The organism is Geodermatophilus sp. SYSU D00698, assembly GCF_054050335.1.
In genome coordinates, this window is the sequence record NZ_JBJGZD010000010.1 from 17,543 (window position 1) to 39,016 (window position 21,474).

The 21,474-nt window shown below is 74.8% G+C and carries 20 protein-coding genes; 18 read left to right on the forward strand and 2 right to left on the reverse strand.

Features of this window, described 5'->3' with window-relative positions; genetic code table 11:
- Positions 1 to 2 precede the first annotated feature (2 nt).
- Positions 3 to 674, reverse strand: coding sequence for a hypothetical protein (locus ACI8AB_RS11135; RefSeq protein ID WP_456950188.1), 672 nt, complete (start codon positions 672 to 674; stop codon positions 3 to 5).
- Positions 675 to 810: 136 nt separating this feature from the next.
- On the opposite strand from ACI8AB_RS11135, the gene ACI8AB_RS11140 reads away from it, so the two are divergent.
- The 5 genes from ACI8AB_RS11140 to ACI8AB_RS11160 all read left to right on the forward strand — a co-directional run bounded on the left by ACI8AB_RS11140 (position 811) and on the right by ACI8AB_RS11160 (position 6,671).
- The gene (locus ACI8AB_RS11140) at positions 811 to 2,289 is read left to right on the forward strand and encodes a S8 family serine peptidase (protein WP_456950189.1); all 1,479 of its coding nucleotides are present in this window, start codon (positions 811 to 813) and stop codon (positions 2,287 to 2,289) included.
- Positions 2,290 to 2,390: 101 nt separating this feature from the next.
- Positions 2,391 to 4,172 carry an N-acetylglutaminylglutamine amidotransferase gene (locus ACI8AB_RS11145; protein WP_456950190.1) on the forward strand — a complete coding sequence of 594 codons (1,782 nt, stop codon included), beginning with the start codon at positions 2,391 to 2,393 and terminating at the stop codon, positions 4,170 to 4,172.
- Between the two features lie 11 nt (positions 4,173 to 4,183).
- Positions 4,184 to 5,941, forward strand: a complete 1,758-nt coding sequence (gene ngg / locus ACI8AB_RS11150; protein WP_456950191.1) for an N-acetylglutaminylglutamine synthetase — start codon at positions 4,184 to 4,186, stop codon at positions 5,939 to 5,941.
- Positions 5,938 to 6,324: a fluoride efflux transporter FluC gene (locus ACI8AB_RS11155; RefSeq protein WP_456950192.1), complete on the forward strand. Its 387-nt coding sequence runs from the start codon at positions 5,938 to 5,940 to the stop codon at positions 6,322 to 6,324. The genes ngg and ACI8AB_RS11155 overlap by 4 nt, the downstream gene beginning before the upstream one ends.
- Positions 6,321 to 6,671, forward strand: a complete 351-nt coding sequence (locus ACI8AB_RS11160) for a fluoride efflux transporter FluC (protein WP_456950193.1) — start codon at positions 6,321 to 6,323, stop codon at positions 6,669 to 6,671. The genes ACI8AB_RS11155 and ACI8AB_RS11160 overlap by 4 nt, the downstream gene beginning before the upstream one ends.
- Before the next feature lie 6 nt (positions 6,672 to 6,677).
- Here the strand turns inward: ACI8AB_RS11160 and ACI8AB_RS11165 are convergent, their stop codons facing one another.
- A complete protein-coding gene (locus ACI8AB_RS11165; protein WP_456950194.1) occupies positions 6,678 to 7,109 on the reverse strand; it encodes an ester cyclase in 432 nt (143 codons plus the stop codon).
- A 158-nt stretch (positions 7,110 to 7,267) separates the two neighbouring features.
- Between ACI8AB_RS11165 and ACI8AB_RS11170 the strand changes: the two genes are divergently transcribed.
- The 13 genes from ACI8AB_RS11170 to ACI8AB_RS11230 all read left to right on the forward strand — a co-directional run bounded on the left by ACI8AB_RS11170 (position 7,268) and on the right by ACI8AB_RS11230 (position 21,455).
- A complete protein-coding gene (locus ACI8AB_RS11170; RefSeq protein WP_456950195.1) occupies positions 7,268 to 8,659 on the forward strand; it encodes an alpha,alpha-trehalose-phosphate synthase (UDP-forming) in 1,392 nt (463 codons plus the stop codon).
- Positions 8,656 to 9,396 carry a trehalose-phosphatase gene (gene otsB, locus ACI8AB_RS11175; protein ID WP_456950196.1) on the forward strand — a complete coding sequence of 247 codons (741 nt, stop codon included), beginning with the start codon at positions 8,656 to 8,658 and terminating at the stop codon, positions 9,394 to 9,396. Before ACI8AB_RS11170 ends, otsB begins: the two co-directional genes overlap by 4 nt.
- A gap of 306 nt (positions 9,397 to 9,702) precedes the next feature.
- Positions 9,703 to 11,304, forward strand: a complete 1,602-nt coding sequence (locus ACI8AB_RS11180) for a methyl-accepting chemotaxis protein (RefSeq protein WP_456950197.1) — start codon at positions 9,703 to 9,705, stop codon at positions 11,302 to 11,304.
- 401 nt (positions 11,305 to 11,705) lie between these two features.
- Positions 11,706 to 13,307, forward strand: coding sequence for a methyl-accepting chemotaxis protein (locus ACI8AB_RS11185; protein WP_456950198.1), 1,602 nt, complete (start codon positions 11,706 to 11,708; stop codon positions 13,305 to 13,307).
- 205 nt (positions 13,308 to 13,512) lie between these two features.
- Positions 13,513 to 15,864 carry a chemotaxis protein CheA gene (locus ACI8AB_RS11190; RefSeq protein WP_456950199.1) on the forward strand — a complete coding sequence of 784 codons (2,352 nt, stop codon included), beginning with the start codon at positions 13,513 to 13,515 and terminating at the stop codon, positions 15,862 to 15,864.
- Position 15,865: 1 nt separating this feature from the next.
- Complete coding sequence (locus ACI8AB_RS11195; protein WP_387991897.1) at positions 15,866 to 16,312, forward strand: chemotaxis protein CheW; 447 nt, start codon at positions 15,866 to 15,868, stop codon at positions 16,310 to 16,312.
- Between the two features lie 157 nt (positions 16,313 to 16,469).
- Positions 16,470 to 17,363 carry a hypothetical protein gene (locus tag ACI8AB_RS11200; protein WP_456950200.1) on the forward strand — a complete coding sequence of 298 codons (894 nt, stop codon included), beginning with the start codon at positions 16,470 to 16,472 and terminating at the stop codon, positions 17,361 to 17,363.
- A gap of 398 nt (positions 17,364 to 17,761) precedes the next feature.
- On the forward strand, positions 17,762 to 18,883 hold the full coding sequence (locus ACI8AB_RS11205) for a protein-glutamate methylesterase/protein-glutamine glutaminase (RefSeq protein WP_456950201.1): 1,122 nt from the start codon (positions 17,762 to 17,764) through the stop codon (positions 18,881 to 18,883).
- The gene (locus ACI8AB_RS11210) at positions 18,880 to 19,704 is read left to right on the forward strand and encodes a CheR family methyltransferase (RefSeq protein ID WP_387991888.1); all 825 of its coding nucleotides are present in this window, start codon (positions 18,880 to 18,882) and stop codon (positions 19,702 to 19,704) included. The genes ACI8AB_RS11205 and ACI8AB_RS11210 overlap by 4 nt, the downstream gene beginning before the upstream one ends.
- The gene (locus ACI8AB_RS11215) at positions 19,701 to 20,090 is read left to right on the forward strand and encodes a response regulator (protein ID WP_456902936.1); all 390 of its coding nucleotides are present in this window, start codon (positions 19,701 to 19,703) and stop codon (positions 20,088 to 20,090) included. Before ACI8AB_RS11210 ends, ACI8AB_RS11215 begins: the two co-directional genes overlap by 4 nt.
- Complete coding sequence (locus tag ACI8AB_RS11220; protein ID WP_456950202.1) at positions 20,087 to 20,605, forward strand: chemotaxis protein CheX; 519 nt, start codon at positions 20,087 to 20,089, stop codon at positions 20,603 to 20,605. Before ACI8AB_RS11215 ends, ACI8AB_RS11220 begins: the two co-directional genes overlap by 4 nt.
- On the forward strand, positions 20,602 to 20,964 hold the full coding sequence (locus ACI8AB_RS11225) for a response regulator (protein ID WP_387991880.1): 363 nt from the start codon (positions 20,602 to 20,604) through the stop codon (positions 20,962 to 20,964). Before ACI8AB_RS11220 ends, ACI8AB_RS11225 begins: the two co-directional genes overlap by 4 nt.
- Complete coding sequence (locus ACI8AB_RS11230) at positions 20,961 to 21,455, forward strand: hypothetical protein (protein WP_387991877.1); 495 nt, start codon at positions 20,961 to 20,963, stop codon at positions 21,453 to 21,455. The genes ACI8AB_RS11225 and ACI8AB_RS11230 overlap by 4 nt, the downstream gene beginning before the upstream one ends.
- Positions 21,456 to 21,474 lie beyond the last annotated feature (19 nt).

Sequence of the window (21,474 nt, forward strand, 5' to 3'; positions counted from 1 at the left end):
CGCTATGCCCAGCGGGCGAGGGCGGTGCTCGTCCCGGGGGCGACCACGGTGAACCCCGCGTCGACCACCTCGACGTCCGCCCGCGGGCGCAGCGCCGTCCACCGCGCGGCGTCGGGGTGCTCGACCACCACGGGGAAGCCGGCGGCCGCCCAGGCGTCGAACCGCCCGCCGGGCATGCGCATCGCCGACAGCTGCGCGGCGTGACCGCAGGCCGCGGCCGCCTTGCCCAGCGGCAGGAACGGCTCGGGGCAGACCGAGACGACGAGCGGGCCGCCCGGTCCCGGGTCGACCACCGGCCGGGCGGCGGGGTCGGCGGGCTCGCTGCCGGTCAGCTGCAGCTTCGCGACCTCCGGGGGGATGGCGTCGGTCGGGCCCGGCACCAGCGCGCGGACCTCCGCCCCGGCGACCGCGGCGGTCACCCCCGGGAGCCCCGAGACCCGGTCCCACGCGACCCCCCGCGCCCGCCGGCAGTGCTTGCGGATCGCCCCGTCGGTCCACCGGCGGACCAGCGGCTCCCACTCCCCGCCGGGCAGCGCCCGGTCGTCGGCGAGCAGCCGCACGACCGCGACCGCCGCGGCCTCGCAGACGGCCGTCCGGCCCGGCGGGTCGACCCGCTCCACGCGCGCCACCAGCTGCATCGCCCAGGGCGCCTCGTCCGGCGGGTCGTCGTACACGCCCCCACCCTGCCCAACGGGAGCGGCCGGCCCGGTACCCGGAACCCGGCGACACGCCCGGTCGCCCCACGGCGTGACCGGCGTCGCAGCGACTCGTTCGAGCAAGGCACCCGTCAGTTCTCAACGAGGAGAGCCCATGACCCGGTCGACCCGTCGCGCGCTCGGAGGAGGGAGCCTGGCCGCGCTGGTCGCCGGCGCGCTGCTGGCCACCCCCGCCCAGGCGGCCCCCGATCCGCTCGCCCCCGTCCAGGACTTCCTGGCCGACCAGCTCGCCGGCCTGGCCGCCGCCGTCCCCACCACCGTCCTGGTGCACGGGGAGGACGCGCGGGCCGCCCGGGCCGCCGTCGCCGCCAGCGGGATGCGGACCGTCACCGAGTTCGAGCGGATCGGCGTGGTCGTCGCCCGCGGCACCGCCGCCCAGGTCCGGGCCGCCCGCGGCGAGCCCGGCGTCACCTACCTCGAGGGCAACACCCCGATCGAGTTCGCCCAGGAGACCTCCCACACCGCCACGGCCGGCGCGCAGGCCGTGCGGACGCTCACCGGCCCCGACGGCTCCCCGCTCGACGGCAGCGGCGTCTCGGTCGCCGTCATCGACTCCGGCGTCGACCCCACCCACCCCTACCTGCGCGACCCCGACGGCGGCAGCGCCGTCGTGGCCAACCTCAAGAGCCTGTGCCTGCTGGAGACCACGACGACGCCGGACTGCGTCGTCCGGGTGCCGACCGTGGTCGACACCGACACGCTGTCGGTCGGCGGGCACGGCACGCACGTCAGCGGGATCGTGGCCGGCCGGCCGACGGCGCTCCCCGACGGCGGCCGGCTGCAGGGCGCGGCCCCCGGCGCGAGCCTCGTGTCCGTCTCCACCGGCGCGGCGCTGCTCATCGTCGGCGCCGACGCGGCGCTGAACTGGGTCCTGGAGAACCACGAGCACCCGTGCGGCGCGGACGTCCCCGCGGACGTCTGCCCGCCCATCCGGGTCACCAACAACTCCTACGGCCCGAGCGGCGGCGGGGGGTTCGACCCGGAGAGCGCCACGGTCAAGCTGCAGCGCGCACTGGCGGCCGAGGGCGTCGTCACCGTGTGGGCGGCCGGCAACGACGGCGGCGACGGCTCGACGTCGCTCACCAACCCGCCCGGCCAGGACCCGACCGGCGGGATCATCAGCGTGGCCTCCTACAACGACGGCGACACCGGCACCCGCGACGGCACGGTCAGCGGGTTCTCCTCGCGCGGCGCCGCGGCCGACCCCTCCACCTGGCCGGACGTCTCCGCGCCCGGCGAGGCCATCACGTCGTCGTGCCGGCCGTACCTGCCGGTCTGCGCCACCGGCCTCGACCCGCGCAACGGTCCCGGCCTGCTCGACCTGGGCACCTTCACCACGATCAGCGGGACCTCGATGGCCGCGCCGCACGTCGCGGGCATCGTCGCCCAGCTGTTCGAGGCCGACCCGGCGGCGACCCCGGCCGAGGTCGAGGAGGCGCTCACCTCGACCGCGCACCGCTATCCCGACGGTGCCGCCTACACCGCGGTCGGCAGCCGGACGACGTCGTACGACAAGGGCACCGGCCTGGTCGACGTCCCGGCCGCCGTCGCCGCGCTGACCGCCCAGCGGTAGGTCGCGCGGCCCGGTTCCACGTGGAACCGGGCCGTGTGACCTTCCTGTGAACTGGGCCCACCACGTCGCGAGGCCCGGCACCCTGGGGTTGGATCGAACCCATGTGCGGCCTCTCCGGCGAGATCAGGTTCGACGGCTCCCTGGCCGACACCACCGCGGTGGCGCGGATGGTCGAGGCGCTGGTCCCCCGCGGGCCGGACGGGCAGGGCCAGTGGAGCGCCGGCCGGGTGGCGTTCGGCCACCGGCGGCTGTCGGTCATCGACCTCTCCCCCAGCGGCTCCCAGCCGATGGTGGACAGCGAGCTCGGCCTCGAGGCGGTCTTCAACGGCTGCATCTACGACTACAAGGAGCTGCGCGCCGAGCTCGAGGGCCACGGCTACCGCTTCTTCTCCACCAGCGACACCGAGGTCCTGCTCAAGGGCTACCACCACTGGGGCCTCGACTTCGTCGACCACCTGCACGGCATGTTCGTCGTCGTCATCCACGAGCGGGACACCGGCCGGGTGGTCATGGCCCGCGACCGGCTGGGCATCAAGCCGCTGTACCTCGCCGAGACGCCGGGCCGGCTCCGGTTCGCCTCGTCGCTGCCCGCCCTGCTGCGCGCCGGCGACGTCGACACCTCCATCGACCCCGTCGCGCTGCACCACTACCTGACCTGGCACGCCGTCGTCCCCGCGCCGCGCACCCTGCTCAACGGCGTCCGCAAGCTGCCGCCGGCCACCGTCCGCGTCGTCGAGGCCGACGGCACCAGCCGCGAGCACCGCTACTGGGAGCCCACCTACGAGCGGCGCCCCGAGCACTCCGGCTGGTCGAACCGCGACTGGGAGGACGCGATCGAGGAGGCGCTGCGGGTCGCCGTCCGCCGCCGCCTGGTCTCCGACATCCCCGTCGGCGTGCTGCTGTCCGGCGGGCTGGACTCCAGCCTGATCGTGGGCCTGCTCGCCCAGGAGGGGCAGACCGGCCTCGCCACCTACTCGATCGGCTTCGAGACCGTCGGCGGCCACGCGGGCGACGAGTTCCGCTACTCCGACGTCATCGCCGAGCGGTTCGGCACGAACCACCACCGCATCCGGGTGTCCTCCGACGAGCTCGCCGCCGCGCTCGGCCACGCCATCGGCGCGATGGCCGAGCCGATGGTCAGCCACGACGTCGTCGCCTTCGACCTGCTGTCCGAGCGGGTCAGCCAGTCGATCCGCGTCGTGCAGTCCGGGCAGGGCGCCGACGAGGTCTTCGCCGGCTACCACTGGTACCCGCCGCTGGCCGACGTCGACCGCGAGGAGGCCGTCGAGCGCTACGCGAAGGCGTTCTTCGACCGCGGCGCGGAGGACGTGCGCGCGCTCGTCGGCGAGCGCTACGCCCTCGACGGCGACCCCAGCCTGGAGTTCGTCCGCGACCACATGTCCCGCCCCGGCGCGCAGACCGCCGTCGACGCCGCCCTGCGGCTGGACAGCGAGGTCATGCTCGTCGACGACCCGGTCAAGCGGGTGGACAACATGTCGATGGCGTGGGGGCTGGAGGCCCGGGTGCCCTTCCTCGACCACGACCTGGTGGAGCTCGCGGCCCAGTGCCCGCCGGAGCTCAAGCTCGCCGACGGCGGCAAGGGCGTGCTCAAGGCGATCGGCCGCCGGATCATCCCGCCGGAGGTCATCGACCGGCCCAAGGGCTACTTCCCGGTGCCGGCGATCACCCACCTGGAGGGCAAGGTGCTCGGCCTGGTGAAGGACGCGCTGTCCAGCGAGGCGGCGCGGGAGCGGGCGCTGTTCCGCCCGGAGTACGTGTCCCGGCTGCTCGATGACCCCAACGGCGAGCTCACGCCGCTGCGCGGCAACAAGCTGTGGCAGCTGGGCCTGCTGGAGCTGTGGCTGCAGAACCACGGGGTCTGAGGAGGCGCACCGTGGCACCCCGGCTCGCCGGGCACCGCCGCCGCACCGCGGTGGCCGGCACCCCCGACCTCACCGGACGCAACTGGACGCGGCCCTCCGAGCACCAGCTGGAGGGCATGGCCGCCGACGTCGTGCTGGACCTGGCGTGGGGGCGCCTGGTCTTCGGCCAGACCTTCACCGAGATGCGCGACATCCTCGCCGCGCTGCGGGCCGAGGAGACCGGGCAGCGCGACATCTGCATCTACGCCCGCGACCCGCACGTCCTCGTCGGCCTCGCGCCCGACGAGCTGTTCATCGACCCCAGCTACACCTACCGACTGGACCTCTACCGCTACCGGCCCCGCCCCGAGCTCATCCGCGGCGTCTTCGTGCGCACGGTGACCTCGCTGGAGGACATGGTGGCGATCAACGAGATCTACGCCCGCAACGGCATGGTGACCGGCGACCCCGAGACCATGTGGGCCAACCACCGCACCCGCGCCTTCACCTACCTCGTCGCCGAGGACACCCGGACCTCCCGCGTCGTCGGCACGGTCACCGGCGTCGACCACGTGCTGGCCTTCGGCGACCCGGAGGGCGGCACCAGCCTGTGGTGCCTCGCCGTCGACGGGCAGAGCGCGCCGCCCGGCACCGGCGAGGCGCTGGTGCGGGTGCTGGCCGAGCGGTACGTCGGCCGCGGCCGCTCCTACGTCGACCTCTCGGTGATGCACGACAACAAGGGCGCGATCGCGCTCTACCGCAAGCTCGGCTTCGTGCGCGCGCCCGCGGTGTGCGTCAAGCGGAAGAACCCGATCAACACGCCGCTGTTCGCGGCCCGCCCGCCGGGGCTGACCCGGCTGAACCCCTACGCGCGGATCATCGCCGACGAGGCGCTGCGGCGCGGGATCCGCGTCGAGGTGACCGACGCCGAGTTCGGCGAGATGCAGCTGTCCCTCGGTGGCCGCCGGGTGCTGACCCGCGAGTCGCTGTCGGAGTTCACCACCGCCGTCGCCATGAGCCGCTGCGACGACAAGCGGGTCACCCGCCGCATCGTCGAGGCCGCCGGGGTGCGCGTGCCCCGCGGTGTCACCGTGCCCGGTGACGACCTCGGCCCCGCCCGCGAGCTGCTGGCCGAGCGCGGGGAGCTGGTGGTGAAGCCCGCCCGCGGCGAGCAGGGCAAGGGCATCACGGTGGGCGTGACCAGCGAGGAGGAGCTCGCTCGGGCCGTCGACGCCGCGCGGCTGTACTGCCCGGACGTGCTGGTCGAGGAGCTCGTCGACGGCGAGGACGTGCGCGTCGTCGTCATCGACCACGAGGTGGTCGCCGCGGCGGTGCGCAAGCCCGCGGAGGTCGTCGGCGACGGCCGCAGCACCGTGGCCCAGCTGGTGCGCGAGACCAGCCGGCGGCGGGAGCGGGCCACCGGCGGCGAGTCGCGGATCCCGCTCGACGACGTCACCACCGACGTCGTCCGCGCGGCCGGGTACGCGATGGACGACGTCCTGGCCAACGGGCAGCGGCTGCGCGTGCGGCGGACGGCGAACCTGCACACCGGCGGCACCATCGAGGACGTCACCGACCGGCTCCACCCGGCGATCGGCCAGGCGGCGGTGCGGGCCAGCCGGGCGATCGGCATCCCGGTGACCGGCGTCGACTTCCTCGTCCCCGACGTCGAGGGACCCGACGCGGTGTTCGTCGAGGCCAACGAGCGCCCGGGGCTGGCCAACCACGAGCCGCAGCCCACCGCGGCGCGCTTCGTCGACCTGCTGTTCCCCGAGACCCGCCGGCGGTGAGGGCCCCGGCGGCGGCCTGTGTGCTGGCGGCGGCCGGCGGGGCGCTGGGGGCGCTGGCGCGGTGGGGCGTCGCCGAGGCGCTCCCCTCCCCCGGCGCCGGCTGGCCCTGGGCGACGCTGCTGGTCAACCTCACCGGCTGCCTGCTGATGGGCGTCCTCCTCGGCCTGCTCACCGCGGGCCCGGAGCCGGCGTGGGTGCGGCCGTTCCTCGCCGTCGGCGTGCTCGGCGGGTACACGACGTACTCCGCGTTCGCCGTCGAGGTCGTCGAGTTGACCGACGCCGGCCGGGTCCTCCTCGCCGCGGGCTACGTGCTCGCGTCGGTCCTCGGCGGGGTGCTGGCCACGGCCGCCGGCCTGCTCGCGGTCCGGCGGCGGACGCCGTGACCCCGCTGCTGGTCGCGGCCGGCGCGCTGGTCGGCGCGCCGCTGCGGCTGCTGGCGGTCCGCCTCGCGGGACGGGCGGGCCGGGATCCCGCGGTCGGCACGCTGGCGGTCAACGTCGCGGGCTCGACCGTGCTCGGCGTGCTGCTGGGCCTCGGTGACACGCCCGCGGCGGTGGTCGCGCTGGTCGGCACGGGTCTCTGCGGGACGCTGACCACCTTCTCCGGCTTCGGCGCCGACGTCGTCCGGCTGGTCGAGGAGCGGGCCGTCGGCCGGGCGGCCGCCTACCTCGCGGCGACGCTGGTGCTCGGCCTCGGCGCCGCGGCCGCCGGGTACCTGCTGGCGCGCTGACCGCGGTCACACGCCGAGCTGACGCAGCAGGGCCGCCGTGTCGAGGTAGTCGCGGATGACCCGGATCAGCCCGTCCTCGCCGTACCGGAAGAAGGTCGCGGCCTGCCACTCGACGCGGCGCCCGGTCGGCGGGACCGTCCGGTCGGGGAGCACCAGTGGCCCCCGGTGGGTCCCCCGCTCGACGATCTCCGCGGCGACCTCGTCCCCCGAGACGAGCACGTGCGTGAAGGTCACGGAGAAGTCGGGGAACGTCGTCCTCACGGCCGTCATGAACCGGACGACGGCGTCCCGCCCGGTCACCGTCACGTCCCCCGTGCGGCTGCGGACGTCCGCTGCCAGGAGAGCGGCGTAGGCCTCGAGCCCCTCGGCGTTGCACGCCTGCTCGAAGAGCCGGACCCGCTCCTGCACGGGGGGGCCGGCCGACATCGTCGACGTCATGACCCCTCCTGCGCCAGGGAGTGGTCGCAGACTCGTGCGGCGCGCCGCCCACCACAAGGGGCCGACGGCTCAGTCCGTCACGGACCGGCCCCGCGGGTGACGTGGCCCCTGCGTCTCAGTAGGGTCGACGGCGTATGGCCAGGACAGGCGCGGGAGACGTGGGGGCGGACAGTCCCGTCGTCGTGGTGGCCAACCGGCTGCCGGTCGACCAGGTGACCGACCCCGACGGGACGACGCGCTGGCAGCGCAGCCCCGGCGGCCTGGTGACCGCGCTCGAGCCCTTCGTCGCCGGCCGCGGCGGCGCGTGGGTGGGCTGGTCCGGCTCGGCCGGTGAGGCGCCCGAACCCTTCGAGTCCGGCGGGATGTCGCTGATCCCCGTCGAGCTCTCGGAGGAGGAGGTCGACCGCTACTACGAGGGCATGTCCAACGCCTCGCTGTGGCCGCTGTACCACGACGTGGTCGAGAAGCCGGAGTACCACCGCACCTGGTGGGACGCCTACGTGCAGGTCAACAAGCGCTTCGCCGAGCGGACCGCGGAGGTGGCCGCCGAGGACGCGATCGTCTGGGTGCACGACTACCAGCTGCAGCTGGTGCCCGCGATGCTCCGGCAGCGCCGGCCCGACCTCACGATCGGCTTCTTCCTGCACATCCCGTTCCCGCCCTACGAGCTGTTCACCCAGCTGCCGTGGCGGTCGGCGATCGTCGAGGGGCTGCTGGGCGCGGACCTGGTCGGCTTCCAGCGGCCGAGCGCCGCGGTGAACTTCGTCCAACTGGCCCGCCGGCTGCACGAGCTGCCCACCCGCGGCGCGACGGTCGAGTACGACGGGCGCACGGTGACCGCACGGGCGTTCCCCATCTCCATCGACGTCGCCGCCTTCGACGAGCTGGCCTCCTCGCCGGAGGTGGTCAAGCGGGCCGCGGAGATCCGCGCCGAGCTCGGCGAGCCGGACAAGATCATCCTGGGTGTCGACCGGCTGGACTACACCAAGGGCATCAGCGTCCGGCTCAACGCCTTCCAGGAGCTGCTCGAGGACGGCGCGATCGAGGGCCCCGGGACCGTCATGGTGCAGGTGGCCACGCCCAGCCGCGAGCGGGTCGAGCACTACGTGCACATGCGGGAGACGATCGAGCAGCAGGTCGGCCACATCAACGGCGTCTTCGGCTCCATCGGCGGGCCGGCGGTGCACTACTTCAACCAGTCGATGCCCCGCGAGGAGCTCGCCGCCCTCTACCGCGCGGCCGACGTCATGCTCGTGACGCCCTACCGCGACGGCATGAACCTCGTGGCCAAGGAGTACGTCGCCGCCCGCGGCGACCTCGGCGGCACGCTCGTCCTGTCCGAGTTCGCCGGCGCCGCCGCCGAGCTCAAGCAGGCGTTCCTGGTCAACCCGCACGACATCGCCGGCGTGAAGAACCAGCTGCTGCGCGCGCTGCGGATCGAGCCCGCCGAGGGCGCCCGCCGGATGCGCGCCATGCGCCGGTACCTCGCCAAGCACGACCTCGACCACTGGGCGTCGTCCTTCTTCGACGCCCTGCGCGCCCAGGCGTGAGCGTCCCGGAGGGGACGGCGGCCGCGCTGGCGGCGGTCGCCGCCCGCCGCCCGCTGCTGGTCGCCTCCGACTACGACGGCGTGCTGGCCCCGCTGGTCGGGGACCCGGGCGCGGCGGTCCCCTCCCCCGGCACCGCCGAGGCCCTCGCCCGGGTCGCCGCCGCCGACGGCGTGACCGTGGCGCTGGTCAGCGGCCGCGGGCTCGAGGACCTGCGCGCGGTCAGCGGCTTCACCGGTCCCTACCGCTGGGTGGGAAGCCACGGCGCCGAGTTCGACGGCCCGCTCACCGGCGACCTGGCCGGCCGCCGGGACGCCCTCGCCGGGCAGCTGGCGCCGCTGGTGGCCGCGGTCCCCGGTGCGCGGCTGGAGGTCAAGCCCGCCAGCGTCGCCGTCCACGTCCGGCAGGTGACCGACCCCGCGGCGGCCACCGCGCTGCTGGCGTCCGCGGATGCGGTCGCGGATCCGTCACTGACGAAGAAGCCGGGCAAGGCGGTGCTCGAGCTCGCGGTCACCGACGCCGACAAGGGCAGTGCCGTGCACCGGCTGCGCGCGGAGATCGGCGCCGCCGCCGTCGTCTACCTCGGCGACGACCGCACCGACGAGGACGTCTTCCGCTCCCTCGGCCCGGACGACGTCGGCATCAAGGTCGGCGAGGGCGAGACGGCCGCGACCCAGCGGGTGACCGACCCGGTCGCCGCCCTCGCCGCCCTCCGGCTGCTCGGCGACCTGCTCGCCTGACCCCCGCCGCGGCGCGTCGCGCGCCGGCCCGGGACGACCGCTCCCCCGTCGCGCGGTCACCGCCCGCTGCGGGTCGACACGGCGCCCCTCCCCTGCGCCGACCTGCACGGACGTCCCTGGGCCCGGCCGGTCACCGCCGGGCTCCGTCGACTCGGCGACGGCGCGGCGGGCGGTCACCGCCTCCTCCGCAACGATCCGTCCCGGGGCGTCTCCGGCAGCGGGGCGCGGGCGCCGGCCGCCGCCACCATTCCTGCTGCACGCCCGTCACACCCGTCGCAGCGTGCACAGGAAGCCCAGGAGGCTCTCGTGAACGCCGCATCCCGCCCGCGTGCCGGCTGGTTCGCCGACCTGCGCGTCAACACCAAGCTCATGTCCCTGCTCGCCGCACTGCTGCTGGTGGCCGGCGCCGTCGGGGGCCTCGCCGTCGTGCAGCTGGGGACGGTGAACGCCGCGGCGGAGAGCATCTACAGCGACGGCGCGGTGCCGCTCAGGGACCTGGCGGAGGCCCAGGAGGCCGTGGGCAGCATGCGGCAGCGCGTGCTGCTCCACCTCGCCGGACCGGTGACGGACAAGCCGCGCCGCGAGCAGGAGATCACCCGGTTCGACCAGGTCTTCGACACCGCGGTCGCGGCCCTGCGCCGGGAGGCGGTGGACCCGGGCCTGCTGGACGACTACCTCGCGGCCGTCACGGAGTACCGCACCTACCGGGACGGCACGATCCTGCCCGCGAGCCGGGCGATGGACCCCGCCGTCGACGTGGCGCCCGTCCTCGCCGAGTGCGACCGCCTGTTCGGCGTCGTCGTGGAGACCGGCGGCGCGCTGGGTGCCGCACAGGCCGACGCCGTCGAGGGCACCCAGGCGAACGCCGCGGCGTCGTACCACAGCGCCCGGACGCAGGTCCTGGTGATCCTGGTGGTCGGCGCCGTCCTCGGCCTGGCGCTGGCGCTGGTCATCGGCCGCCAGATCGTCCGCCCGCTGCGGCGCGTCCAGCACGTCGCCGCCGGACTGGCCGACGGCGACCTGACCCGTACCAGCGGTCTGCGCTCGCGCGACGAACTGGGCCAGACCGGTCGTGCGCTCGACGCGGCGATGGAGAGCCTGCGCGGCGTCATGGCCTCGGTCGTCGCCTCCGCGGACGCGGTCGCGGCCTCCAGCGAGGAGCTGTCGGCGTCCTCGGCGCAGATCTCGGCGTCGGCCGAGGAGACCTCGGCGCAGTCCGGCGTCGTGGCCGGCGCGGCCGAGGAGGTCAGCCGGAACGTGCAGACGGTCGCCGCGGGCGCGGAGCAGATGGGCGCCTCCATCCGGGAGATCGCCACCAACGCCGCCGAGGCGTCGGCGGTGGCCGCCCGCGCGGTGACCGCGGCGGAGACCACGACGGCGACGGTGGCCAAGCTGGGTGACTCGTCGGCCGAGATCGGCAACGTGGTCAAGGTGATCACCAGCATCGCGGAGCAGACCAACCTGCTGGCGCTCAACGCCACCATCGAGGCGGCCCGGGCCGGGGAGGCCGGCAAGGGCTTCGCGGTGGTGGCCAACGAGGTCAAGGAGCTGGCGCAGGAGACGGCCAAGGCCACCGAGGACATCGCCCGCCGGGTGCAGGCCATCCAGGGCGACACCACCGCCGCCGTCGCCGCGATCGGGGAGATCTCCCAGATCGTCGCGCAGATCTCCGACCGGCAGACCACCATCGCCTCCGCGGTGGAGGAGCAGACCGCGACCACCAACGAGATGAGCCGGTCGGTGTCCGAGGCCGCGCAGGGCTCGGGGCAGATCGCGGACAACATCTCCGGGGTCTCGGCCGCGGCGGACTCCACCACCCAGGCGCTGACCCAGACGCGCACCGCCGTCGACGAGCTCTCCCGCATGGCCGCCGACCTGCGCACCAGCGTCGCCCGCTTCACCCACTGACCCGTGTGACCCGGCCGCCGGGAATGGTCGTCCGTCCCGGCGGCCGGTGACCACGGACCCGTCCGGAACCATTCTCGCGACAATGGCTCCGAGCGCGGTCGTCCGCCCCCGCCCCGACCGGCGGAAATGGCCGTCTCCGCCGTTGGAGAGCTCGGCCGGCCGCGCGGATGCCCTTGTCGACTTGGGCATCTGTGCTGCTCGACCGCGTCGTGCCGCTTGTCGACTTGCTGCCGAAAATGGTCCCGGCGTTGCCCGCCGCAACCAATAACGGCCGTGCTCGGATCGTTACCGACACGCCATTTCCGGACGACGCGAGTTCCTTTCCGGATCCGTCACTCTCCTACCCCGAGAGCGCCCGCTTCTTCCCCACCGACCACCCCGAGAACCCAGGAGCAGTCCCCATGAGCACGCAACGCGCCGGCCGCACCGGCGGCTGGTTCGCCGACCGCCCTGTCGGCGTCAAGATCGGCGCCGCCGTCGCCGTCCTCGCGCTGGTCGCCGTCGCGATGACCGTCCTCGCCGTCAACCGGCTGTCGGCGGTCCAGGACGCGGCCGCCCGGATCAACGACAACGTCGTCCGGCTGTCCGACCTGGCCAACATCCAGCGCTCCTGGCAGGGCGACCGGTCGCGCTACAACACGTACCCGATCGCGGACGCGCAGCAGCGCGCCGCCCTGCGGGCCGACCTGGCCGAGCGCCGCGAGACCATCGACGGCCAGCTCGACGCCTACGCCGCCGTGACGGTCAACAGGGAGGCGTTCGAGGAGTTCCGCGGGACCGTCGAGGACTACTACACGATCGCCGACACCCAGCTGCTGCCCGCGGCCGACGCCGGCAACCTCGCCGTGGCGGCCGCCGTCATCACCGGCCCGCTGCAGGACCGCTCCGACGTGCTCATGGACCAGTACAACGCCATGCAGGAGCGGCGGGTCGCCGCCGGCCAGGCCGACACCGACGACGCCGTGGGCATCGTCTCCTCGGCCACCACCACCCTGTGGGTCTCCCTGGCGCTGGGCACGCTGGTCGCCGGCGGGCTGACCGTCCTCGTGGTCCGGCGGCTCGTGGGCACCGTCCGCTCGGTGCAACACTCGGTCGAGGCCCTGGCCGCCGGTGACCTCACCGTCACGCCCGAGGTGCGCGGGCGCGACGAGCTCGGCCGCATGGCCGCCGCCCTCGGCGAGGCCCAGGAGAACCTGCGCTCGGTGATGTCGGCCGTGGTCGCCTCGGCGGACGCGGTCGCGGCCTCCAGCGAGGAGCTGTCGGCGTCCTCGGCGCAGATCTCGGCGTCGGCCGAGGAGACCTCGGCGCAGTCCGGCGTCGTGGCCGGCGCGGCCGAGGAGGTCAGCCGGAACGTGCAGACGGTCGCCGCGGGCGCGGAGCAGATGGGCGCCTCCATCCGGGAGATCGCCACCAACGCCGCCGAGGCGTCGGCGGTGGCCGCCCGCGCGGTGACCGCGGCGGAGACCACGACGGCGACGGTGGCCAAGCTGGGTGACTCGTCGGCCGAGATCGGCAACGTGGTCAAGGTGATCACCAGCATCGCGGAGCAGACCAACCTGCTGGCGCTCAACGCCACCATCGAGGCGGCCCGGGCCGGGGAGGCCGGCAAGGGCTTCGCGGTGGTGGCCAACGAGGTCAAGGAGCTGGCGCAGGAGACGGCCAAGGCCACCGAGGACATCGCCCGCCGGGTGCAGGCCATCCAGGGCGACACCACCGCCGCCGTCGCCGCGATCGGGGAGATCTCCCAGATCGTCGCGCAGATCTCCGACCGGCAGACCACCATCGCCTCCGCGGTGGAGGAGCAGACCGCGACCACCAACGAGATGAGCCGGTCGGTGTCCGAGGCCGCGCAGGGCTCGGGGCAGATCGCGGACAACATCTCCGGGGTCTCGGCCGCGGCGGACTCCACCACCCAGGCGCTGACCCAGACGCGCACCGCCGTCGACGAGCTCTCCCGCATGGCCGCCGACCTGCGCACCAGCGTCGCCCGCTTCACGTACTGAGAGGGCCGCCCCTGCCCCCACCGCCCGCACGCTCGCGGCGGGGCCCGGCAGGGGGGCCACCTCCCGCGGCCGGCCTCCGGGGCCGGCCGCGGGAGGCGCCCCGACACCCCCGCGGCCGCCCGGCGCTCACCTTGAGTCCGACGGCGGGCCGCCGAAGACCATCCGGGGACGGATCCGTCCCCTGCACGCGAGAGAGAAGGCAACGGTGGACGGTCTGGACGACATCGTCGAGGAGTTCCTCGTCGAGAGCCACGAGAACCTCGACCAGCTCGACACGGACCTGGTCGCCCTCGAGCAGGAGCCCGACTCCCGCGAGCGGCTCTCGAGCATCTTCCGCACCATCCACACGATCAAGGGCACCAGCGGCTTCCTCGCCTTCGGCCGGCTCGAGGAGGTCACCCACGTCGGGGAGAACATGCTCTCCCGGCTGCGGGACGGCGTCCTCGCGCTGACCCCCGAGCGCACCAGCGTGCTGCTGCGGATGGTCGACACCGTCCGCTCGCTGCTCGCCTCCATCGAGGCCACCGGCGGCGAGGGCGGCGTGGACGTCTCCGCCGTCGTCGCCGAGATCAGTGCGGCCATGGAGGACTCCCCTGCCCCTGCCACTGCCCCCGCGCCGGTCGCCGTCGCCGGGGCGCCCGCCGAGGTCGCCCCGGAGATCGCTCCGGAGGCCGCCGCGGAGGTCGTCGCGGCCGCCGAGGCCGTGGTCGAGGCGGCCGCCGAGACGGAGCCCGAGCCCGTCCACGACGAGGTGCACGACGAGCACCACGACGAGCACCACGACGAGGTGCACGACGACCACGCCGACGGCGGCCTGCCGGCCGGGGCCGCCCGCCCCGAGGGCCAGGGTGCTCAGCAGCGCCGCGCCGTCGCCGACTCGACCATCCGCGTCGACGTCGACCTGCTCGACTCGCTGATGCTGCTGGTCGGCGAGCTGGTGCTGACCCGCAACCAGATCGTCCAGTACGTGGGCCGCTCCACCGACACCGACCTGGTGCGCGCCTCGCAGCGGCTCAACCTCATCGCCAGCGAGCTGCAGGAGGGCGTCATGAAGACGCGCATGCAGCCGATCGACCACATCTGGTCCAAGCTGCCGCGCGTCGTCCGCGACCTCGGCATCCAGTGCGGCAAGAGCGTCCGCCTGGAGATGGAGGGCCGGGACACCGAGCTGGACAAGACGCTGCTCGAGGCGGTCAAGGACCCGCTGACCCACCTGGTCCGCAACTCCGTCGACCACGGCATCGAGGCCCCCGACCGCCGCCGCGCCGTCGGCAAGCCCGCCGAGGGCGTGCTCACCCTGCGCGCCAAGCACGAGAGCGGGCAGGTCGTCGTCGAGGTCGCCGACGACGGCGCCGGCATCGACCCGGTCAAGGTCGGCGCCAAGGCCGTCGAGCGCGGCCTCGTCACCGCCGACCAGCTGGCGCGGATGAGCCCGGCCGACGTCTTCCAGCTCATCTTCCTGCCGGGCTTCTCCACGGCCGCCGCGGTCACCAACGTCTCCGGACGCGGCGTCGGCATGGACGTCGTCAAGACCAACATCGAGGCCATCGGCGGCACCATCGAGGTCGAGTCCGAGCCCGGCCGCGGCACCGTCTGCCGGCTGCGCATCCCGCTGACCCTGGCGATCGTCCCGGCGCTGACCGTCGAGTGCGCCGGCGACCGCTACGCCATCCCGCAGATCAGCCTGCAGGAGCTGGTCAGCCTCGACGCCGAGAAGGCGGCCAACGCCGTCGAGGAGGTCGGCGGCGCACCGGTCTACCGGCTGCGCGGCGAGCTGCTCCCCCTCGTCCGGCTCACCGACGTCCTCGGTCTCGCCTCCGACCGGCACGACGGCCACGTCGTCATCGCGGTGCTGCGGTCGGAGGGCCGGCGCTTCGGCCTCGTCGTCGACCGGGTCATCAACACCGAGGAGATCGTGGTCAAGGCCGTCGGCGGCCAGCTCAAGGCGATCGGCCTCTACTCCGGCGCGACCGTCCTCGGCGACGGCGCGGTGGCGCTCATCCTCGACGTGCAGGCCCTGGCCCGCCGCGCGCTGCGCACCGAGAGCAGCGAGCGGCAGGAGGCCCGCGAGGCGGCCGCCGCCGGCACCGGCGGCGGCGAGACCGAGCGCCAGCGCATGCTGCTGGCCGCGATCGGCGAGGGGCGCCGCGTGGCGATCCCGCTGGACACCGTCACCCGCCTCGAACAGGTGCGCGCCGAGGCCGTCGAGCGGGTCGGCAACCGGGAGGTCGTGCAGTACCGGGGCGCGATCCTGCCGATCGTCCGGCTCGACCGGCACCTGGGCGCCTACGGCACGAGCGAGCGCGAGGTGCTCGAGGTCATCGTCTACAGCGACCACGGCCGCAGCGTCGCGATCGTCGTCGAGGAGATCCTCGACATCGTCGACGGCGGCGCCGCCGTCCGCAGCGACATCGACGACATGGGCCTGCTCGGCTCCGCCGTCCTCGGCGACAGGGTGACCGAGCTGCTCGACGTCCGCGCCGCGATCCTCGCGGCCGACCCGGCGTTCTACGCCACCGACGACCACTCCCCCGCGTCCGCTCTGCTGGAGGTCTGACGTGACCATCGAGACCGCCACCCGCGCCACCAGCGGGCAGCTGGCCACCTTCCGGCTCGACGGCGACCTGTACGGCGTCGAGGTGGAGCACGTGCAGGAGGTGCTGCGCAGCCAGAAGCTGACCCGCGTGCCGCTGGCCCCGCCGGCCGTCGCCGGGCTGATCAACCTGCGGGGCCAGGTGGTCACCGCCATCGAGCTGCGCGAGCGGCTGGGCCGCCCGCCGCGGCCGGCCGGCACCGACGCCGTCGTCATCGTGGTGCGGCTGCACGGCGAGGCGGTGAGCCTGCTGGTCGACTCGATCGCCGACGTCGTCGACGTCGACGCGGCCGACTTCGAGGCCCCGCCGGACACCCTCGACGGGCAGGCCCGCGAGCTCATCCGCGGCGCCTACAAGCTCGACGGGCAGCTGCTCCTGGCGCTCGACGTGCAGAAGGCGGTCGGCGCGTGACACAGCGTCACTGACGCCTCACCCGACCGGTTCCGACACGCGGCCGTCACCCATCGCCCCTCCGGCGATCGGGTGACGGCCGCGTGGCGTCGCGGGGTGATCACCGCGAGCATGGGCTGACCGCCTGCTCGACGGCGGTGCCGTCGGAGGGGGAGACGTGCCGTACTCGCTGGTCAGTGCCGCGACGCTCGGGTTCGACCTGGTGCGGCTGCCCGCCGGCCGCGCCGTCGCCGACGTGCTGCTCACCGGGCTCGCCGCCGGCCACGCCGAGCTCACCGCGATCGCCGACGGTGCCCGCTCCCGCGGTGCCGACCGCGACCAGCGCACCGTCCTGGCCGTCCGCGCCCGCCGCGCCCGCGAGCTCGCCGCCGCGGTGCCCCAGCTGCGCTCCGTGTCCCCCGAGCCGGGGGAGGACCGCGCCGCCGTCCTGGTCGCCCAGCTCGAGCGCGGCACCATCGGCAACGCCGCGGCCCTGGAGCGGCTGCTGCGCGAGGACGTCCTCGGCCCCGAGCACGGCGCGTCCACCCAGGCCGACGACGACGTCCGCGAGGAGGCCGCCGAGGTCCTCGCCGACGCCGCGGTGGGGGAGTGGGCCGCCGACGTGCTGCCGCGGCTCGTGCACCGCGAGCTGGTGGCGCCGTTCCACGCAGCCGTCCCGGACGCCGGCACCCGCGGCGCGGACGCCGACCTCGGCCCGGCCACGCCCGAGCTGAGCTCGCTGCTGGCCACCTTCGCCGGCCTGGACGCCCGCGGCCGCGAGCGCTGGCGGGCCGCCGTCGACGAGGGCCGCGCCACCCAGCGCCCGTGGGCGGCCGCCATGCACGAGGCCGCGTGGGCCGCGCACGTCTCCGGCCGCACCCGGACGCTCGCCACCGCCCAGCTGCTCGCCGTCCGCGCGTTCGCCGACGGCGGCCTCGACGCCCACGACGGCGCCACGGGCTCGTGGAACGCCCTCGCGGGCGTCGTCCAGGCGCTGACGATGGGCGACCTGCTCGACGCGAGCGCCCTGGGCGTGCTGCTCGCCCCCTGGCACCGCGCCACCGGCCGCTGAGCCGCGCGGGCGCCCGACCGCCCGCCGCCTCCGGGTCGAGAACCGAGTCGTCGCCGCCGGCACGGGGTGACACGCCGCCGGAGCGGCGACGAGCCGAGGGTCGACCCGCCGATCCCCGGGACCGCGCAGGTCGGACGCGCGCCGGCTGCTCCCCCCCACCGGCACACGGGTCGACAAGTCCCCGCGGGGCCCGTGGTCACCGCCCACCCCGTAACGGTTGCGCGGCCCGCGTCAACCCGGCGGGTGGGACGGCCGACAACTCCTGGGACAAGCGATGCGGGTGGGACGCCCGAGGACGTTCCGGAACAGCCCCGGAGCTGACCTTGAGGCCCCCCGCCGCGCTGCCGAGACCCCGACGACGGCCCTCGCCGGCCGTCGTCGCCGGAGCAGGAGGACGTGTGGACCCGATCCGCGTGCTGGTGGTCGACGACTCGGTCGTCGTCCGCAAGATCGTGACCGACGTGCTGTCCTCCGACCCCGCCATCGAGGTCGTCGGCACGGCGGTCAACGGCAGGCTGGCGCTCGTCAAGCTGGACGCGCTCAAGCCCGACCTGGTCACGATGGACATCGAGATGCCGGAGATGAACGGCATCGAGGCGGTCCGCGCCATCCGGGCCCGCCGCGACCGGGTGCCGATCGTCATGTTCAGCACGCTCACCGAGCGCGGCGCCGCGGCGACCCTCGACGCCCTCTCCGCCGGCGCCAACGACTACGTCACCAAGCCGGCCAACGTCGGCAGCGTCGCGCAGTCGATGGAGAGCGTCCGCGAGCAGCTCATCCCGAAGATCAAGGCCCTCACCGGGCGCCCGGTCGGCCTCGGCGCGGCCCGCCCCGTGGCGGCCCCCGTCGCACCCCGCCCGCCGGCGCCGCGCAGCGCGCCGCACAAGGCGCCCGCGGTGCTGGTCATCGGCTCCTCCACCGGCGGCCCCGAGGCGCTGGCCCGGGTCCTCCCCGCGCTGCCGGCCACCCTCCCGGTGCCGGTCCTGCTCGTGCAGCACATGCCGCCGGTCTTCACCCGCCAGTTCGCCCAGCGGCTGGACCGCCTCTCCGCGCTGCGCGTCGTCGAGGCCGCCGACGGCGCGCCGCTGCTGCCCGGCACCGTCCACCTGGCCCCCGGCGACCACCACCTCACCGTGCGCGGCACCGGCCGCGGCGCGACGACGGTCCTGTCGCAGGGCCCGCCGGAGAACTTCTGCCGGCCCGCCGTCGACCCGCTGTTCCGGAGCGCGGTGACCGCCTACGACGGCGCCGTCCTCGCCGTGGTGCTCACCGGCATGGGCTCCGACGGCCGCAGCGGCGCGGGTGCCGTCCGCGACGCCGGCGGCACCGTCGTCGTCCAGGACCAGGCCACCTCGGTCGTGTGGGGCATGCCCGGCGCCGTCGCCTCCGCCGGCCTCGCCGACGAGGTCCTCCCGCTCGACCGCGTCGCCGAGGCGATCACCCGCCACCTCGGCCGCGCCGTCCCCGGCATCCCGCCGCAGCCCGCCCCCCTGATCCACGCGACGGGAGCACCACGATGACCCTCACCGCCACCCGCTTCGACTGGGTGCGCCAGCTGGTGCACCGGGAGAGCGCGATCGTCCTCGCGCCGGGCAAGGAGTACCTCGTCGAGGCCCGCCTGCTGCCCCTGGCCCGCAGGATGGGGCTGACCGACGTCGACGCGTTCGTCGACTCCGTCCGCAGCCGCCCCCGCCCGGACGACACCCGCTCCATCGTCGAGGCGCTGACCACCAACGAGACCTCGTGGTTCCGCGACGGTGACCCGTTCACCGCCCTGACCTCGACCGTGCTGCCCTCGCTGCTGTCCGCCCGCGGTCCCGCCGAGCGGCTGCAGATCTGGTCGGCCGCCTGCTCCAGCGGCCAGGAGCCCTACACGGTCGCGATGCTGCTCGAGGACGCGCTGCCCAACGCCTCGGCGCGGGTCTCGATCACGGCCACCGACATCTCCCGCGAGATGGTGGAGCGCACCCGGGCCGGCCGGTTCAGCCAGCTCGAGGTGAACCGCGGCCTGCCCGCGCCGATGCTGGTCCGCCACTTCCAGCGGGCCGGCAGCGAGTGGGAGGTCGCCCCGGGCCTGCGCCGCATGGTCACCGCCCGCGAGTGCAACCTGGCCGCCCCGCTGCCGCGGATGGGCCCGTTCGACGTCGTCTACCTGCGCAACGTGCTCATCTACTTCGACCTGCCCACCAAGCAGGCGATCCTCCGCCGGGTGCGGGAGCTCATGCGCCCCGACGGCTGGCTATTCCTCGGTGCCGCCGAGACCACCCTCGGCGTCGACGACTCCTGGAGCCGGGTCGTGCTCGGCCGCAGCTCCGCCTACCGCCCGCTGAAGGGGGCATGACCGTGCGTGCTCTGGTGATCGACGACTCCCGCGCCATGCGGCGCATCGTGACCGGGACCCTCGAGGGGTTCGGCTACGAGACCCGGCAGGCCGGCCACGGCCAGGAGGCGCTCGACGTCCTCCACGAGGGCTGGGTGCCCGACCTCTGCACGATCGACTGGAACATGCCGGTGATGGACGGCCTGCAGTTCGTCAACGCCGTCCGCGCCAACCCGGCCTGGCGCGCGGTGACGCTGATGATGGTCACCTCCGAGAGCGAGCACGGCCAGATCGTGCGCGCGCTGGCCGCCGGCGCCCACGAGTACGTCATCAAGCCGTTCACCGCCGACGCCATCCGCGACAAGCTCGCGCTGCTCGGCCTGCTCCCGCAGGAGGTCTCGCTGTGATCCGTCCGGACACCGGGCTGCGCCGCCGCGCGTCCGACCGCCCGCCGGCGGTCCGCGAGCTGATCGACGAGGCGACGGTCCAGGAGATCACCGAGCAGGCGTGGTGCGCGCTCGTCGGCGAGGACGAGGTGCTCGTCCCGCTGCCGGCGCCGCTGCCCGCGGACACGCGCAGCGCCTGGGTCGAGATCGTCGGCCCGTGGACCGGCGCCGTCGTGCTCACCTGCGGCCGCGGGACGGCGCAGGAGCTGACCCGGGCCCTGCTCCGTGAGCACGCCCCCGCCGCGCTCGAGGAGGAGGACGTCGACGACGCGCTGGGCGAGCTCGCCAACGTCGTCGGCGGGAACGTCAAGGCCGTCCTCCCCGGCCCGTCGGTGCTCGGCCTGCCCGAGACCGGCGCCACCCCGCCTGCCGGCCGCGAGGCCGACACCTGCCGCGTCGCCGTCCTGTGGCGCGGTGAGCCCCTGACCGTCTCCGTGCAGTCGCACGCCGAGGAAGAGAACGAGGTGCCCCTGTGAAGATCCTGGTCGCCGACGACAGCCGCGTCATGCGGCAGATCGTCATCCGCACCCTGCGGCAGGCCGGCTACGACGACCACGACATCGTCGAGGCCGAGGACGGCCGCGACGCCTACGACAAGGTGCAGAGCGAGAGCCCCGACCTGGTCCTGTCGGACTGGAACATGCCGAACATGAGCGGCCTGGAGTGCCTGCAGGCGCTGCGCGGCTCGGGCTCGACCGTCCCGTTCGGCTTCGTGACCTCGGAGGGGTCGGCGGAGATGCGGGAGAAGGCCGCCGACGCCGGCGCGCTGTTCCTCATCGCCAAGCCGTTCACCGCGGACACCTTCACCGAGCACCTCGACGGGGTGCTCGCGTGACCGCGCCGCTGACCGTCGTCCTGCCCGACGCCAAGGCCGTCAAGGACATGCTGTCCGGCCTCGTCGGCAAGCCCGTCGCGGTGACGCCGGGCGCCCCGGTGACGCCGACCGAGAAGGACCCCGTCTCGGTGGCCGTCTACGTCAGCCCGACCATGGCCGTCAACGCGCTGTGCGTCATGGACCTGCCGCTGTCGGCCTGGACCGGCGGCGCGCTGGCCCTGCTGCCCCCGGGCGGCGTCCAGGACGTCGTCGAGGAGGACGGCGAGCTCACCGCGATGCTCACCGAGGCCCTGCACGAGGTCGTCAACGTGCTCTCGGCGCTGTTCAACGTCCCCGGTGCCCCGCACTCGAAGCTCTACCAGCTGTACGCGCCGGGCGACGACCTGCCGGGCGACGTCGCCGGCATGCTCGCCGCCTTCAACCGGCTCGACCTCGCCGTCGAGGTCCCCGGCTACGGCAAGGGCCGGCTGTCGCTGGTGGTCCCCTCCTGACCGACGGGCGCTCCCGGCC